Genomic DNA, 15,758 nt, shown 5'->3' with positions numbered 1-15,758 from the left:
CGAGCGGCGTCAGAGTTCGACCAGGGCGTCGAGCGAGAGCGTGATCGCGCGTTCCACGCCTTCCGCGACGACGGCCCGGTGGGGGTCGTACCCCGTCGTGTCGACGAGGTCGTCCGCGGCGGCTCCGTCGATGACCAGGACCCCGCCGCTGCGGATGCCTCGGCTCTGCGCCATGACCAGCAGGGCCGACAGTTCCATCTCGATGGCGAGCACGCCCTGCCGGGCGTATTCCTTCAACGGCAGGTGGACCATGGCCGGGTAGAAGGCCGCGCGGGTCCAGACGACGCCGCGCCGGTAGGCGAGGCCGAGCCGCTCCGCGGTCGCGGTGAGTCCGCAGACGACCTCGGGGGTGGCGAAGGAGGGGTACTCGGGCGGCAGCAGTTGCTGGGTCACACCGTCGTCGCGCACGGCCGCCTCCGCGATGACCAGGTCGCCGTCGCCCAGTCCGGGAACCATCGCTCCGGCGGTGCCCAGACGCAGGATCGTGTCGGCTCCGGCGTCGATCAGTTCCTGGAACTGGCAGATGGCGCCCGGGCCGCCCACCCCGTGCGAGGAGACCAGGACGCTCACGCCCTTCCAGGACCCCTCGAACGACGCGTACTCCCGGTTCCGCGCGATCTCCTGCGCCTTGTCGAGCATGCCCGCTATGCGCTCGGCGCGCGCGGGGTCACCGACGACCAGGGCGCGTGTGGGCACCTTGCCGCGGGGCAGCTTGGTGATCGGCAGAATGTCCGCAGTGGTCACTTTCCGGACTCCTCGAAGGTGTAGTAGGAGGCGAGGTCCCGGGGCGAGAACCGGCCCCGGTCGGTGGCCACGGTGCTGATGTAGCGCGGTGGTGTGACGTCGAACGCCGGGTAGATGCCGGCGACCCGGGTCGACCCGGTCCGCTGCCCGAGGGTGTGGAGCACCTCCTCGCCGTCGCGGTACTCCATCGGCACCGCCGCGGGGGTCGGCGCCAAGAGGTCGGGGGCCTGCACGAGAGCGATGTAGGGCACGTTGAACGCGTGCGCGGCGATGGCGATCTGGAGCGTGCCCACCTTGTTGATCACGTGGCCGTCCATGGTGACCCGGTCCGCGGCGCTGATGAACTTGGTGATCACGCCCCGGCTCATCAGGTCCGCCGCCATGCCGTCGGTGATCACCGACGTCTCCACGCCCATCTCTGCCAGGGACTCCGAGGTCAGCCGGGCGCCCTGGAGGTAGGGCCGGGTCTCGGTGCACACCATCTTCAGGCGCTTGCCGGCGCGCAGGGCCGCCGCGACGGTCTCGGTCACATAGGACTCGCCCCAGCAGTGGGTGAGGACCGTGTCGCCGTCGGAGAGCATCTCGGCGGCTGTCGCGCCGAGGCGTCGGCTGCGCGCCAGATAGCGCTCCCCCACCGCGACGGCCTCCCTCTCGACGGCGTCGGAGATCGGCCGGTCCTGGACCAGGAGCGGGTCGGCGGTGGCCAGCAGCGCGTCGACCGCCTCGCGGATGCCGTTGTTGGTCGGTCGCGCCGCCCGGAGCCGGTCGGCCGCGGCCAGCAGGTACGGGGCGCGCTCACGCGCCACCAGTCCGTCCGCCACGCGCGCCGCCAGGGTCATGCCTCCGGCGGCGGCGAACAGCGGACCGCTGCTCTGCGTGACCATGTCCTCGATGGCCACGGCCACGTCCTCGTAGGACCGGCACTCCACCCAGCTCCGCTCGAACGGGAACACCCGGCGATCGAGGATGCGGACCGAGTCCGGCTCGATCAGGACGCTCTGTGCGATCAGCGTGGGCACAGGCACTTCGATCGGTGTCTGCACGTCGTACTCCTCAGACTGTTAGACGACAGACGTAAAACGTCTTGCGTCTTTCGTGGGGATGACATTGACCCGCCCCACCACCCCGCGTCAAGGCCTCAGGAACAGGAAGAACGGCCGACACCTCGACCGCGCGGCCACCCGCAGAGGCCCACGGCCTCCCTCCACGCCCCCGGAGGCATCACCGCACACCAGCAGCGCGACGCGGTCGGACCGATGCGCCGCACACTCCCCCACCTGCGATTCTTCGCGCTTACGGTCACACCGCCGAGAACGCGCCCGCTCCCCCGGCCACGCGTCCGGCACGCTCCGCTCGACACAAAGACATGTCGTCTGACGTCTTGCGTCTTCTCGGGCTTCGGTATGCTCCGGACACATCATCAGGGTGGATCCCGACCGGGGTCCGGGAGGGAACATCTTGGGGCGGTCACTGCGTCGGGACACCAGGACGCTGCCCATGCAACTCGCGGAGCAACTGCGCGAGCGCATCACCGACAGCGAGTGGGCGGCCGGCAGCCGCCTGCCCTCGGAACAGGATTTCGCGAACGAGTACGGGGTGAGCCGCCCGACGGTACGCGTCGCCATGCAGAAACTGCAGGAGGCCGGACTGATCCGGGTGCGCCACGGCGCCGGCACGTTCGTCACCGAACTCGGCGGGGCGATCCGCTCCGGGCTCCAGGAGCTGCGGTCGACCAGCCAGATCATCGCCGAGCAGGGCCACCACTGCGAAGTCGTCTACCGCAGCAGAGAGATCCGCTCGGCGACCGACGAGGAGACGCTCCGACTCCAGCGCGACACGCCGCCCCCGGTCCTGGCCTACGAACGCTCGTTCGTGACCGACGGACAGCCGGTCGCGTTCGAGGAAGGCCTGATCGCCACCGATCTGTTCCCCGTGGGGACGGACTTCGACTCCGTGGCGGGGTCGATCTTCGAGTTCCTCGAACCGCACGGCCTGCTGCCGGACCAGGCGTCGGCGGATGTACGAGCCGTGCTCGACGAGAACGTCGGCTGGGGCAAGAACCGCCCGAACCCGCCCGTCTACCTGCGCCTCGAACAGACGCAGTCCCTGCCCACCGGAACGTGCATCACCTGGTCGCGCACGCATTTCGTGCAGGACCGCTTCCAGTTCCGCCTCATCCGGCGCAGCTAGGAGGTCGGGAATCAATCAGTAGGCGTTCGGCTGTGGCGGCGTACGCCTTCACGCCACGGACGCCGCGCCGACTCGACACGATGCGACGCGGACCGGCACGCTCCTCACCGCCGGGGGGCGTGGTGGCGAGGAGCGTGCCGGTCCGGTTCGATACGGGCAATTGTCAGAACGGGGACAGCGTGAGCGTGAAACCGGTCGGCTGGGTGTCCTGGATGTACGAGGCGAAGTCCGCCACGTCGTCGAAGGCGAAGCCGTAGGCCCTGCCGTCCTTGGTCGCCGCGTGGATCGCCTTCGCGTAGTGGTTGGTCAGGTCGCCCTGGTAGAAGGCGGCGGCGTCGGTCGCGGGCTGGGTGGTGTCCGTGAGCAGCGTGGAGCGGTTGAAGCCCGCGCCCAGGACGGCTGCGACGGGACCGGTGGTGCCGTCGTTGGGCGCGGCGAGGTTCCCGTCGCAGAAGAGGACGTCACGGGTCGAGGGCTTGGCGAAGGACACGGACGCCGGACCGTCGAAGACGAACTGGTCGGCGCGCACCCGGCCGGTGAAGGTTCCGGCGTTGGTCGTGACGGTGAGGTCCTTGCCGGTGTACGTGCTCCACACCTCGTCGATGTACGGGGCGAAGTAGTCGGCGGCGAAGAGGCCCGCGTCCAGGCCGTGGCCGGGAGCGATGATGCGGGTGTCGTCCACGACCAGCGGTGCGAACTCCTCGACCGCCTTGACCGCGGCGAAGGCGGCGGCGCGCCCGCCGTCGAGCAGGGTTCCCGTGGTCTGGTCCTGGCCGCCGGTGAGCCGGATGTTCATCGGCACGCTGAACATGTCGACCATCGTGGTGTTGCAGAACATGCCGGCCGCGTTGTGGGTGAACTCGGCACAGTCGTGCAGGACGCCGTAGCTGGGGTCCGAGGTGACCCACCCGGCCGGATACTGCAGGGCCGCGTTGCCGTTGCCGTCGGTGACGGCCTTGAACTTGAGCTTGTCGCCGAGCGAGACGTAGATACGGCCCGACATGTACGGCAGGGACAGCGTCGTCGCGCCGCTGCTCGCCAGAGGTATGGCGTAGTCGGTGAAGCCGTCGGCCCCGTTGTCCGCCAGGGAGATGGGGGCGAGGCCGCCGTCCGCGGTGAGCCGGACCTGGTTGCCGTCCAGGTTGCCGACGACGTACAGATGCACGGAGGCGTTGTCGAACGATCCGCTGTTGTTCACGACGGTCACCGGGAGCGAGCCACTCGCGGAGGCGCTCTCCTGGTCGGCCAGGGCGTACGGCGCGACGGCCGCGATCGCCGGAACGGCGACGGCCGCACCGCCCAGGGCGAAGAGCATCTTGCGGCGGGTCAGGTCGCGCTGGTGACGGGGGCTCATGCGTACTCCTCTGGGATCCGGCCTCGGAGCCGGGGGCTCTCGGGGGCGGGGTTGGGGGAGGGTGGGTCGGGGGTTCGCTGGGGGCGGGGGTCCGGGGGCGGGGTTGAGGTTCGGGGAAGGTGGGCCGGCGGGGTCGTCGTCGAGGGGCGGGCGGTGCGCAGGAGCGCACGGGCGGGCGAAGGACTGAGAGCGCTCTCAGTTGCGCGCCGGGCGCCGCTGGTGGGCCATGACGATACGCACGAACACCGGTCGCGCCAACCGGAATGCTGAGCCCCAAATGGGCCTGACCTGCTGGTACTTGGAACGGGGTCGAAGAGCGAGGAATGTTTAAGGCGTGTTTAAACCATGCTTAAGGTGGCCGGCCGTCCCGCAGCGAGCGTCCGTCCCCGCCGCAGGGCATCTGAAGTCGCACCCGCCAGAACCGCCGGACCGCCGACCGGGTTGGATGGCTCCATGGCGAGACGGAAGTAGGGGAAGAGGCGGTGACCTCCCTTTGGTACGCCGAAGAGCATCGCCCTGCTCGCAACGTCCGAAGGCTGGCGCCACAGCGTCCTCACCGCGGAGGGCACGATGCACTGTGGGTGCCTCACCGAACTGCCGGTCAGCACCGCTCTAGTTGAGGCACGAGCCGCCGCGCCAGCCATAGTGGCGGATCGGTAGCGGATCCTCGTCAGCGGGCACGTTTCACGACGTGCCCAAAGATGACGATGCCAACGGCGCCCGCGAGAAGCCAAGTTGAGTGACGGCCAAGAGCGAATACGGCCAGCAGCACCCCGGCGCCCCACAAGCGAGGAAACCGCACGGCCCGCTGCAACGGACGGCCGGGCATCCGCCCATGGACGAGTGCATGGACACTCAGGGCCAAGCAGGTGATCGCCAGCGCCAGCCCACCCAATGCGCCCAGCAGCAGCCACAGATCGCTCGCCGTGAACCGGAAGATCACGCGACGCCCCTCCTTTATGACTGTCAGGATATGCAGCGCGAAGCTCCCCGCCAGCCCTGCGACTTGGCCACCCGAAAAATCCCGCACCGGCTCCGGCGCGGAAGCGCACCGATCACGGGCAGCGGTTCACCGGTGAACGGCTCGAGAGGGAACCGAACGTCACGCTCAACTCGATGGGGTTCCGCTCCGCCGATCAAGACCAGCCCTCAGGAACCTGCGACCCTCTTCAGGCCTGGGCAGGACGGCCAGTGCGGTGTCCGCGATGTTCCGCAGGGTGTCAGGGGGCAGGCCGGCCTTGCCCACCGCCTCGATACCGCGGACAACGGTCAGCAGCAGCGCGGCCAAGCTCTCAGGATCGGCTGTGCTGTCGATGTCGCCGTGGCGCTGGGCGGCGCTGATCTCCGTCCGGAGCAGGGTGAGCAGTGCCGTCATGGTCTCGGCGGACCGTGCGGCCACCGTCGGATCCTGCTGGGCCAGCTCGGCCGCGCCCTTGGCCAGCAGACAGCCCCGGCGCTCGGTGTCGGAGGCGGTGTTCTCGGCCATGAGGTGCACGTATTCCGAGATCCGGGCCATGGCCTCGGAATCCGGTCCGCCCGTCAGCCGCCCTTCGGCGACCTCGACGACCGCGGCGCACCAGTCTCCGAACACACGGTGGAACAGTTTGCCCTTGTCACCGAACGCGCCGTACAGGCTGCCCTTGCCCAGGCCCGTCGCCTGGGCGATGTCGTCCATCCGGGTTCCGGCGTAGCCGGTCGCCCAGAACTGTTCCCGGGCCTGCTCCAGGACGTGACGTTCGTCGAATGCGCGTGGTCTCGGCATGCCCCCAGGATATTCATTCTTGACTCGATCGTCCATTACTCCTTACGTTATGGACGATCCGTTCCAGAAATGAAGGGGTTCACCATGTCAGGCGTGCTGAAGGAGAAGGTGGCCGTGGTCACCGGAGGGTCCAGCGGGATCGGGCTGGCCATCGCCCACCGCTTCGTCCGGGAGGGCGCGCGGGTCTTCGTGACCGGCCGGGACACAGGCCGCCTCGAAGCGGCAGTCAAGGACCTGGGCCCCTCGGCCACCGGCGTGCGGTCCGACGTATCGGTCCTGGCCGACCTGGACGCGCTCTACGAGCGGGTCCGCGAGGAGGCCGGGCGCATCGACGTGCTCGTGGCCAACGCGGGGGTCGTCGCGGACGCCGCGCTCGGCTCCCACACCGAGGCGAACGTCGACCTCACGCTCGCCGTCAACATCAAGGGCCCCCTGTTCACCGTCCAGAAGGCGCTCCCGCTTCTGACGGAGAACGCTTCTGTCCTGGTCATCGGCTCGAGCAACAGCCTGCGGCCCAATGAGCACCTCGAGGTCTACAGCGCCTCGAAAGCGGCGTTGAGCAACCTCGTGCACAACTGGGCCCGCCAGTCGCGCGACCGCCGGTTCCGGGTCAACGTGCTCAGCCCCGGGCCCACGCGGACCCCCGGCCTGATCGGCGCCGCGGGACCCGACGTCGATCAGTTCGCCGAAGCCGTCGTGCCGCTGGGACGGCTGGCCGACGCCGAGGAGATCGCCGAGGCCGCCCTCTTCCTGGCCTCCGACGCCTCCTCGTTCGTCACCGGCGCCGAACTCTTCGCCGACGGCGGCTACACCCGCGCCTGAGCGCCGGCCTGCCGCACTCCTCTTCCGGTGTGTGCCTTCGGACGTCTTGAGGTGTGCCTCTTCGGAGCGGCTGGTGGTGTCAGGAGCGGGTCTCCCCCGCTCCTGACACAACCGGCCCCGTCGTCATCCGGCCGGGCTCTCCGAGGGCTGTGGCTTGCCCAGCATCTGGCAGATCGCGGCGTCCGTGAGGTCCTTGTTAGCCGCTGCGGCTGCTTCTTCCTTGATGCCGAAGTTCGTGCTCGTCAGGACGGCGACGCTGCGCCGGCCGTCGGCATCGGAGTAGATCTCGCTGGAGTACCCGGGCAGGCCGCCGGTGTGTCCCCAGACGGTGCCGCAGGGAGTGCTCACCTGCATCAGGCCGAGTCCGTAACGCCCGCGTTCCTCGGGCGCGTCCACGGTCGTGCGCATCTCCTTCATCTGGGCTTCGGGGACGAGTCGGCCGGACATCAACGCGCTGAGGAACTTCTGCCAGTCATGTGCGGTGGACACCATGCCGCCGGCCGCCCAGGACCAGCTCGGGTCGATGGCGGACGTCTCGACGTTGTCGTCGGGGCGTTCGGGACCGGCGAATCCGACGCCGTCGGGCAGGTCCGTGACCCCGGAGAGGATCTCCTTGAGGCGCTCGGCGTCCGGCTCGTAGCCGGTCACGTGCTGCTTGCGCGCGGGCCAGGCTGCGTTCGTGGCCAGGTAGGTGTTCTTCATGCCCAGGGGCTTGGTGATCTTCTCCTCGATCAGCTTCGACAGACTCCTGCCGGTGGCCTTCTCCAGGATCAGCCCGAGGGCCTCGTAGTTGGTGTTGCTGTAGGAGTAGTGCTCGCCGGGTGCGGTGGGCGGGTCCTGCTCGGGAGTGATGGCGAGTAGCTCCTCAGGCGTCCAGGTGCGCTGTTCCTGGCCCATCAGAGAGCCCAGGAACTCGGGTGTCAGGAGGAAGTCGCCCAGACCGCTGGTGTGGTTGAGCAGCATGCGTACGGTGATGTCGTCGCCGCCCCCGACCAAGCCGGGCAGCCACTTCTCCACCGTGTCGTCGAGGCCGATCCTGCCGTCGGCGACCTGCTGGAGCACGAGGGTGGCGGTGAGCGGCTTCGTGTTGGACCCGACCCTGAACAGGTCGCCCGCCGCGAGGCGGTGATCGGCCTTCGTCCAGGCGGCCTGCCGGGCGATCTCCACGGCCGTCCCCGTGCCGTTGTCGACGCGGACGATGACACCCAAGGAGCCCGTGTCGGCCGCCGTCTGCGCGAGGACGGCCAACCGCCGGTCGGCCGACGTTGCCGCCGAGTTCCCCGCGTCGGCCGCGTGCGCCGAGGGCTGGGAGCAGCCCATGAGCATGGCACTCGTGCACGTCACCAGCCCCAGGGCGAGCGCTCCACGCGCGATCCGGGAGCGGCGAGACGACCTGTGGGCGAACATGGTGGTTCCCTTCGATGGAGGACAACTGCGGAGTGCGGCGACCGCCCGAGAGGGGGCCCGTTGTACCGCTCATCAGTGCGGCTCGCGCACAGGGACCATTCAGCCAGCGGGCGGCAGCCCATGGCATCGGTCGAAGGCGGGCATCCCGTGGGCGCCGAGTCATTCCAAGGAGTGACTTCGAAGGGTGCGGGTGCGTTGAACGGCTCGTCGATCGCGGTCGGTCAGGCCAGCGTGTTCCGGGCCAGGACCGCCGCCCTGGCCCGGCTCTGGCAGCCTGTCTTCATGAGCACGCGGCTGACGTGCGTCTTCACCGTGTGCAGGCTGACGACGAGCCGGTCGGCGATCTCGGCGTTGCTCAGTCCGTCCCCGATCAGCCGCAGGACATCGCGCTCCCGGTCGGTGAGCTCGTTCAGACGAGCCAGCTCCTGGTCACTGGGGCGGCCGTTGAGATACCCCTCGATGATGCGCCGGGTCACCACAGGGCTCAGGGCGCTGTGGCCCGCCGCGACAGCACGCACCGCCCCGGTCATCTCCTCGTACGAACTGTTCTTCAGCAGAAACCCGGACGCTCCGGCGGCGAGCGCCTCGTCCACGTACTCGTCCAGGTCGAACGTCGTGAGCATGAGGACCCGGCTGCGCCCCGGCCCTAGCAGTCCCCGGCGGCCCAGCTCGGCCAGCGCCCAGAGTCCGTCGCGGCGGGGCATGCGGATGTCCATCAGCAGCACGTCCGGCCGTAATCGCGCACAGGCCTCGACCGCTTCCTCGCCATCGTTCGCGGTGCCGACCACGGCGAGATCGGTCTGCGTGGTCAGGATGGCCGTCAGGCCGGCACGGACGATCGGCTTGTCGTCGGCCAGCAGCACCCTGATCGGCTCAGACACCTGCGTTCTCCAGAGGCATCGTGGCCACGACGCGGAAGCCGTCGTCATCGGTAGGCCCCGTCTCCAGCTCTCCGCGCAGCGCACCCACGCGTTCGCGCATACGGATCAGGCCCAGTCCGACCCCCGCACCGGCTGCACCCTGCTGCGTCCCGTGCCCGTTCACGATCTCGCACCGCAGTTCGTCGGCGGACTGGTCGAGCGTGAGCCGGACCGGCGCGCCCGGGGCATGACGGCGAGCGTTGACCAACGCCTCCTGTATGACGCGGTATCCCGCCATCTGCACCGGGCTCGGGAGCGTGTCCAGTACGACGTTCGTCCACACTTCGACTGTTCCTCCTGCGGCACGGTGGCCGTCCAGCAACGCGTCCAGTGCACCCAGCCCTGGAGCCGGGTCGAGCGGGATCGCGTCCGCGGGATCGCGCAGCATACGCAGCAGGTCGCGCAACTCGCCACTGCTCTGCCGGCCGGCCGCCGCCAGGCCGTCGGCCTGGACGCGGGCCCAGTCCGGCAACTCGCCGCCGCGGGCCCGCAGTACCTCCGCGTGCATGACGAGCGAGGTGAGCGAGTGCGCGACCACGTCATGCATCTCGCCCGCGATCCGCATGCGCTCGCGCCGGGCGGCCTGAGCCGCCTCCAGGGCCCGTGCCCGGCCGGCGTCGGCCGCCCGCTGCTCGGCCGCGGCAAGCAGCGTCTGCCGCGTACGCGCGACGAACCCCGTCACCCACGCCAAAGGCATCGGGGCAAGCACGGCGAGAACGTCCAGGCCGCCCCGGAACTCGGCGGAATCAGTCGTCATCCGGTTCGCCCACACACCGACCGCGAACAGCACTGCCGCCCCGGACACGGCCAGCACTGTCCGCTTCCAACTCGTGCAGTGCCCGCCCATGTTGTGGAGCAGTACCGCGAGCGGCAGGAACGCCAGCGGGGACAGTTTGGCCTCGACAGCCGCGCCCGCCACGAGCGCCACCATGAGCGCCCCGAAACACACGACGAAAGCGGTGGCCGGCACCCGTCGCCGCAACGTCAACACCACCACGCTCACGGCCTCGTAGCCCAGCAGACAGACCCATGCCGCCCCGGAGGGATCCGCGTACGGTTGCAGCAACAAGGCCGGAACGAGCGTCAGCACGACCAACCCGGCATCGCCACCCCGCCCGGACCATCTACCGCCAACCGCTCTCATCCGACACACGCTAGGGCTCCGCGCACCGGTTCGCGTCACTCCAAAGAGCCACCTACGCCTCCGACATGGGATCGTGGGATCCCCACATGGGCTGGAAGCGCACTGCGCGAACGCACAGCCTTCGGATGAACGCCAACCCACGTGCTGCCGCGGCAGATGGACGCGGCCCGTCGACGGCTTCCACGAGGCAACCGTCCACGCGGCAACCGTCCGCGCGCCCGGTCACCGCAGCAACGCGTCGACCCGGTCGGCCCCTATACCGACGGCGTCATAGTGCGAGCGGCACAGGGCGAGATAGTCGTGGACGTCGAAGCAGCCGTCGGGCCGGCCGTTCTCGTCCAGCCAGATCAGCGGTCCCTTGACGATGAAGAACACCTTCATCGGCTCGCCGCTGTTGTAGGCCACCAGCGTGTGGCCCTCGCCCGGCGACTCGTAGACGAAGTCTCCGGCCTGGGCCGTCCAAGGGCGTTCCAGATAGCCCCACTTGCCGGAGATCGTGTACGCGAAGACCTCGTGCGGGTGATAGTGGCGGTTGACCAGTCCGGCCTCCTTGGCGCGCAGGATGTCCGCCCAGGAGTTGTCCTTCACGTTGATCCACAGAGGGCGTGAACCGACGGTCTCGGTGAAGGGGACGTAGTAGCGGTCGTCGTCGGTGGCCGCCTGTGCGAGGTGGACTTCGGGCAGCGCGTCCGGGCGACGGGAGTCCTCGATCGGCTTGAGATGTCTCCAGAACTCGGCACCTGGGGAGTCGGGCATGGTGCGCTCCTGTGTTCCGTTCCAGTAGGACGGCTACGCTCTGCCGTGCGGCAACGGAGTGCTCCGGCGCCTTCACGATGCTGCTGCCGCGACGCCGGCGCAAGGCGCGTGTGCTGCTCTGCGGAACGCAGCGCAGGACCCGGGTACTCGGCCCCGCACCCGTGAGCCCGCAGCCAGAGCGACCTCGCGGCGCGAGCCCGGCCGTGCGCACACGGTCCGGGCTCTTCCAGCGCTCGTGGGTGGACTCAGGGACAGGTGGCCGCGGTGTCGATCCTGATGCCGGTCACGGTGTACGCCGAGGAGAAGTAGGCGGTCTGGTTCGGCAGGACGCAGAGGTATTCGGTCGCGCCGGTGCTGAGGCGGATGTATCGGAGGTACGCACGGTCGTCGTTGCGGGTGTTCCGTACCCAGTCCGCCCCTCGGCTCCTGGAGCCGAGCGTCTGGTAGGACGTGGTGACGTCCTGGAACGCGGCTGTGGGACTCGCGCTGTTCCAGTCGCTGTCGGTGAGGTAGAAGCAGACGCGGGGGTACACGCATCCGTTGGCGGAGTCGGCGGAGGCAGTGGGAGCCGCGGCCAGTGCGGCCACGGCGACGGCGGCAACTGCTGTACCGAGGGCGGCGATTCGCTTGAGTGCGTTCATGGCGCAGCAGCCTGCTGGTGGAGCGTGAGCTTCAGGAGGCACAAGTCAGCCAGATGGGGTTATTGGATAAATACGAGCCAAAGCGGGCTCAAGGCGATTCTCCCCACCTGAACATCACGTACATCGCCTTGGAGCTGCGCGGCAATGCGAGCACCCTTCCGATGAGCCTTCTGTGCCGGACCACGGCGTCACAGGGGGGAGGCGACAGCGGGTGGACTGGTTCTGGTGGGTTCTCATCGTCTTTTGGACGGGTGGCTTCGCGTGGGTGGCCGACAACGTCCGCACCGCACTGCGTAATCGGCATGAGCGCAAGTTGCAGTTGCTGGAGCCGGCGAGACAAGGAGCTGACAGACCTCGCCTGACCAAAATGGGAGCGGCCACTCTTCGCGCGTGACAGCGCACTTGACATCGCCGCCCCACACGCCTGCCCCGCGCACGCCAGGCTCCCCCCCTCCGTGACGCTCACGCCGGGATCGACACCGTTGCCAGAACGCCAACCGGCAATTTCCCCTTCCCGCCGGAATTCTCACGGAGGCTGAACAACGGGCCACGACCACTCCTTGAATGCTCAGTCAGCAAGCCGCCGCGGACTGCAGGAGACGGAATCGGTCACGTAGGAGAGCGGGTCGCGGACAAGCCACTGCAGATCCACCCTCCCCAGCCCGCCGACAACCTGGACCTGAGCACCCTGCCACCGAACCCGTGACGACAGCACGTGCCGAAATATCCCCCGGTGGAGCTCCTGTTGTCGCTAGCCCAAGAATGTACGGATCGCAGTCAGCGACATCGCAGGAGGAAGCATGACGACATCCGTCTTCACTGCTCTGGTGGCCCTCGTCGGCGTCGCGCTGGGCGGCTGGCTCTCACTACGCAACCAAGACCGCATGTGGAAGCGAGAGCACCTGCGCCAGTGGCGCGACATCCGTCTGTCTGCGTGCAACGAGTTCCTGGCGGCCAACCGGCGTTACGTCGCCTACGCCCTTGATCCAGAAGCATCCGTCACGGCGGTCCCTCATCCTCGGGAACCCGGTCGGCTGATGCCGTTCTTCAATGAAGCTGGCAGGCCCTACAAGGAGGCTCTGGAAGCCGGATTCACGGCCATGCGCCTGGTCGCCGAGCGGCCTCAAACCGTTCGAGCTGGAGTCTCTTTCGTCAACTGCGCACGTGAGGTCGCTGCGGCACGGGCAACACTGTCAGAAGCCGACATCCCCTCACATGCCTTCGAACGCCTATGGTCAGCGGAGCAGGACTTCATCAACGCCGTCCGCACAGAACTGGGCCTGGCCGCGATACCTCGCCAGCCCTGATCAAGCCCTACAGGTCTGTCGACCGTCCGCTGACTGTCGTCCCATCCGCTGCCTCGCCCTTCAGGACGTCTTCGACGCCTACCGCAACAAGGAGTTCGACATCACGCGCGAGAGCCACGACGGTGCGGTCACTCGCGTCGAGCGGTACGCGGTGGAGGGAGCAGGCCTCCGCCGTGTCGTCCTGACCCCGGTCGACGCGGCGGAGATGGCCAGGCGTTACCCGCATGTCGCCCAGTCCGCCCGGGACTCACTCGACCGCCAGGTCACCGCGGCCGACGGCTCTCTCTGGCTCGGTGGCTCTGCCAGCCCTCCGGACAGGGGCTTCTGGGACGGCCTCGCGGACACCTGGACGACCTGGCGGAGGCCCCGGCGTCATCGCGGTGGTGGTCCTGGTCGCCCTGGCAGGACTCGTCTTCGGCTTCCAGACCCGACACCGTCCGCGAAAGCCCGCCCCGTGAGCGGAAGTCGTCTTCCCGACCGAGCCATCGACCTGCGAGGTGTCCGGCCTCCGCGGACTCAGGAAGACGCGTGGTGTCGTCCTCTCCCTGAGCCGTGAACACCACGCGGCGGTGACCGGTCACCCTGGTTCCGGAGTGTCAGCCAGCCCTCGTGTCGATGAGCTTCTCGAAGAAGAACTCGTGCTTGAGGAAGGAGACGTCGTACTCGTGCCCCGGATACGGCGGGATGAGCTGGGCCGCCTGGAAGAGGCGCCAGCCGTCCTCCAGCGCGTGCACGCCGGACTTGTACGGCGGTTCGTCGCTGTCGCCCGTCGTGGGGGACGTGCTCCCCGTGCCGTCGTAGACGGACCAGCCCACGACCTCCGAGTCCAGGGCCGAGTTGTTGAGGTAGAGCACCAGTACCTGCTGACGCACGCTCATGCGGCCCTCCCTGCGGGGCGGTTGGAGACGCGGGACACCCAGTGGTCGAGATCGAACGAGTCGTCCCCGGTGAGGGCGCGCCACAGCAGGACGCGGTTGTAGACCTCCAGGCGCCCGGTGGCCTGCTCGTACCAGGGGAAGGATGTCGAGAGTTCCGCGCGTACGCGGGGATCGTCCAGGTCGGACATGTCCCAGAGCCCGAGCTGGCGGACCGTGGGATTGAACCGGATCTTGAACATGTAGCGCACCACATCGCTGTCGTTGCGCCGCCCGCCATGCCACAGGCCATGGTGCAGAAACACCACGGTGCCGGCGGGGCACACGAGCCGGCTCTGCCCCCGCAGATTCTGGTAGCGGCCGGTGTCGGACTCGTTCGTACGACGCAGATGGCTGCCCGGCACGCTGAGCGTTCCGCCCATGTCGAGCGTGACGTCCTGCGGGTAGTACATGAGCTGGACGTCGAAGGCGTCGGTGCGGACGTCGATGATCGCGTCGCCGTGCAGGGGCTGGGCCTGCCCCTCGCGGGGCTCCCGGATGTGGACGGCGTGGTGATCGACGTGAGGGTCCGGTCCGACGAGGCTTCGCAGCGCTCCGGCCACTTCGGGGATCTCCAGCAGCCGCCGGGCGAACGACCCCGCCGGATAGGCGCTCGGCACAGTGCTGCCGTAGGGGACGTCGGGGACGCCTTGGCTCAGCGTCTCGATTCCCACGGCGTTCAGTTCGGGCGGCACCACCGCGTCGAGCCGCAGCGAACCGTGCGACACGAAGTGCGCCATCTGCACAGAACTCAGGAGTTTGGTATCGGTCACGTGCCCCAACGTAGGAGCCGGGCGGGGCCGTGCGGCATTGGCTGCGATCACCACTGCTGGTAATTTCTCACCATGCGTGAGACGGAGGTCCCTCTCGGCCGGCCTCCCGTCGTCGTCAACATGGGCGTCGGGGTGCACGGGGTCGTCTCACCGACCGACGTCTTCAGGCTCCCCCGGCTGTGGCAACTGCACCTCTACCGGTACGACGCCGAACTGACCGTCGAGGGCACGACCCACCTCGTCAGGCCCGGCAGGGTCAGCCTGGTGCCGCCGGGCGCGACGGTGCACTACCGCTACCAAGGCCGCTCCGAGCATCTCTACGCCCACCTGCTCATCGAAGCGGCCGGCGTACCCCACAGGATCCCCGTCATCCAGGACACCGGCCCGGACTTCCCCCTCCTGGCAGACCTGCTGTCGCGGGCCATCGCCGCGTTTCCCAGCAGGCCCGATCACACCCGCGCCGAGATCTGGACGGCCCTGTGGCGGATCACCGCCCTGGCCCCGGCCCCCGACAGGGACCGCCACCCGGCGGTGGCGGCGGCGATCGCCCACATCGAGGCGCACCTGGCGACCTCGCTGGTGGTGCCCGACATCGCCCGTACCGTCGGCGTGTCCCACAACCATCTCACCCGGCTTTTCCGCAGCGAGACCGGGAACACGGTCGTCGCCCACATCCGCAAGCGCAGGATGCAACGCGCGCGCCACCTCCTGAGCGCCTCCACCCTGTCCATCCCCGCGATCGCCGCGTCGGTCGGAATCCCCGACCTCCAGGCCTTCAACAAGGCCTGCCGACGCGAACTGGGCGCCGCACCAAGGGTTCTGCGTGGCCCCGGCACCCCGGCCACACCCCGCACACCGGTCACGGCCGGGCGCGGAACAGCCGCCGAGCGGAGTTCCGGCGCGTCAGGTAGCTAGGCACACCGACCGGTCGTATGCCCGACGGACGACGCAGGACCGATCCCGCGCCTGTCGGCTTCGGCGTGCCGTGCTCCGGAGCAAACGGCGCTTCGCGACGATCACCTTC

The 15,758-nt window shown here is 68.9% G+C and carries 16 protein-coding genes; 4 read left to right on the top strand and 12 right to left on the bottom strand.

Going from position 1 to position 15,758, the window contains the following annotated elements; translation table 11 throughout:
* Positions 1–9: 9 nt before the first annotated feature.
* Both ACIPSE_RS12625 and ACIPSE_RS12620 read right to left on the bottom strand, forming a co-directional pair.
* Positions 10–744: a nucleoside phosphorylase gene (locus ACIPSE_RS12625; RefSeq protein WP_401661190.1), complete on the bottom strand. Its 735-nt coding sequence runs from the start codon at positions 742–744 to the stop codon at positions 10–12.
* On the bottom strand, positions 741–1,787 hold the full coding sequence (locus ACIPSE_RS12620) for a s-methyl-5-thioribose-1-phosphate isomerase (RefSeq protein WP_401661187.1): 1,047 nt from the start codon (positions 1,785–1,787) through the stop codon (positions 741–743). Before ACIPSE_RS12620 ends, ACIPSE_RS12625 begins: the two co-directional genes overlap by 4 nt.
* Before the next feature lie 454 nt (positions 1,788–2,241).
* On the opposite strand from ACIPSE_RS12620, the gene ACIPSE_RS12615 reads away from it, so the two are divergent.
* A complete protein-coding gene (locus ACIPSE_RS12615; RefSeq protein WP_401661184.1) occupies positions 2,242–2,934 on the top strand; it encodes a GntR family transcriptional regulator in 693 nt (230 codons plus the stop codon).
* Positions 2,935–3,097: 163 nt separating this feature from the next.
* Here the strand turns inward: ACIPSE_RS12615 and ACIPSE_RS12610 are convergent, their stop codons facing one another.
* The 3 genes from ACIPSE_RS12610 to ACIPSE_RS12600 all read right to left on the bottom strand — a co-directional run bounded on the left by ACIPSE_RS12610 (position 3,098) and on the right by ACIPSE_RS12600 (position 6,050).
* Positions 3,098–4,288 carry a beta-1,3-glucanase family protein gene (locus tag ACIPSE_RS12610; RefSeq protein WP_401661181.1) on the bottom strand — a complete coding sequence of 397 codons (1,191 nt, stop codon included), beginning with the start codon at positions 4,286–4,288 and terminating at the stop codon, positions 3,098–3,100.
* A 670-nt stretch (positions 4,289–4,958) separates the two neighbouring features.
* The gene (locus tag ACIPSE_RS12605) at positions 4,959–5,231 is read right to left on the bottom strand and encodes a hypothetical protein (RefSeq protein WP_401661178.1); all 273 of its coding nucleotides are present in this window, start codon (positions 5,229–5,231) and stop codon (positions 4,959–4,961) included.
* A gap of 165 nt (positions 5,232–5,396) precedes the next feature.
* Positions 5,397–6,050 (bottom strand): TetR/AcrR family transcriptional regulator, encoded by a 654-nt coding sequence (locus ACIPSE_RS12600; protein WP_401661176.1) that lies wholly within the window; start codon positions 6,048–6,050, stop codon positions 5,397–5,399.
* 84 nt (positions 6,051–6,134) lie between these two features.
* Here ACIPSE_RS12600 and ACIPSE_RS12595 point away from each other — a divergent pair, with 84 nt between their 5' ends.
* A complete protein-coding gene (locus ACIPSE_RS12595) occupies positions 6,135–6,872 on the top strand; it encodes an SDR family NAD(P)-dependent oxidoreductase (protein WP_401661173.1) in 738 nt (245 codons plus the stop codon).
* Between the two features lie 123 nt (positions 6,873–6,995).
* Here the strand turns inward: ACIPSE_RS12595 and ACIPSE_RS12590 are convergent, their stop codons facing one another.
* The 5 genes from ACIPSE_RS12590 to ACIPSE_RS12570 form a co-directional block, all read right to left on the bottom strand.
* Complete coding sequence (locus tag ACIPSE_RS12590) at positions 6,996–8,279, bottom strand: serine hydrolase domain-containing protein (protein ID WP_401661171.1); 1,284 nt, start codon at positions 8,277–8,279, stop codon at positions 6,996–6,998.
* 221 nt (positions 8,280–8,500) lie between these two features.
* The gene (locus tag ACIPSE_RS12585) at positions 8,501–9,208 is read right to left on the bottom strand and encodes a response regulator (RefSeq protein WP_401661168.1); all 708 of its coding nucleotides are present in this window, start codon (positions 9,206–9,208) and stop codon (positions 8,501–8,503) included.
* The gene (locus ACIPSE_RS12580) at positions 9,153–10,289 is read right to left on the bottom strand and encodes a sensor histidine kinase (RefSeq protein ID WP_401661733.1); all 1,137 of its coding nucleotides are present in this window, start codon (positions 10,287–10,289) and stop codon (positions 9,153–9,155) included. The genes ACIPSE_RS12585 and ACIPSE_RS12580 overlap by 56 nt, the downstream gene beginning before the upstream one ends.
* A 276-nt stretch (positions 10,290–10,565) precedes the next feature.
* Complete coding sequence (locus ACIPSE_RS12575; protein WP_401661165.1) at positions 10,566–11,099, bottom strand: 2,4'-dihydroxyacetophenone dioxygenase family protein; 534 nt, start codon at positions 11,097–11,099, stop codon at positions 10,566–10,568.
* Between the two features lie 245 nt (positions 11,100–11,344).
* Positions 11,345–11,740 carry a hypothetical protein gene (locus ACIPSE_RS12570; RefSeq protein ID WP_401661163.1) on the bottom strand — a complete coding sequence of 132 codons (396 nt, stop codon included), beginning with the start codon at positions 11,738–11,740 and terminating at the stop codon, positions 11,345–11,347.
* A gap of 800 nt (positions 11,741–12,540) precedes the next feature.
* Here ACIPSE_RS12570 and ACIPSE_RS12565 point away from each other — a divergent pair.
* Positions 12,541–13,047, top strand: a complete 507-nt coding sequence (locus ACIPSE_RS12565) for a hypothetical protein (RefSeq protein WP_401661161.1) — start codon at positions 12,541–12,543, stop codon at positions 13,045–13,047.
* A 596-nt stretch (positions 13,048–13,643) separates the two neighbouring features.
* Here the strand turns inward: ACIPSE_RS12565 and ACIPSE_RS12560 are convergent.
* Together ACIPSE_RS12560 and ACIPSE_RS12555 are read right to left on the bottom strand one after the other, a co-directional pair.
* Complete coding sequence (locus tag ACIPSE_RS12560; RefSeq protein ID WP_401661158.1) at positions 13,644–13,925, bottom strand: hypothetical protein; 282 nt, start codon at positions 13,923–13,925, stop codon at positions 13,644–13,646.
* Positions 13,922–14,701 carry a phytanoyl-CoA dioxygenase family protein gene (locus ACIPSE_RS12555; RefSeq protein WP_401661730.1) on the bottom strand — a complete coding sequence of 260 codons (780 nt, stop codon included), beginning with the start codon at positions 14,699–14,701 and terminating at the stop codon, positions 13,922–13,924. The genes ACIPSE_RS12560 and ACIPSE_RS12555 overlap by 4 nt, the downstream gene beginning before the upstream one ends.
* Positions 14,702–14,806: 105 nt before the next feature.
* On the opposite strand from ACIPSE_RS12555, the gene ACIPSE_RS12550 reads away from it, so the two are divergent.
* The gene (locus ACIPSE_RS12550) at positions 14,807–15,649 is read left to right on the top strand and encodes a helix-turn-helix transcriptional regulator (RefSeq protein WP_401661156.1); all 843 of its coding nucleotides are present in this window, start codon (positions 14,807–14,809) and stop codon (positions 15,647–15,649) included.
* The last annotated feature ends 109 nt before the right edge of the window (positions 15,650–15,758 follow it).

Origin of the sequence: Streptomyces sp. NPDC090106 (assembly GCF_044747265.1) — a bacterium.
GTDB lineage: Bacteria > Actinomycetota > Actinomycetes > Streptomycetales > Streptomycetaceae > Streptomyces.
The sequence above is the reverse complement of the archived record's forward strand: the minus strand, read 5'-3'. Positions and strand labels throughout refer to the sequence as shown.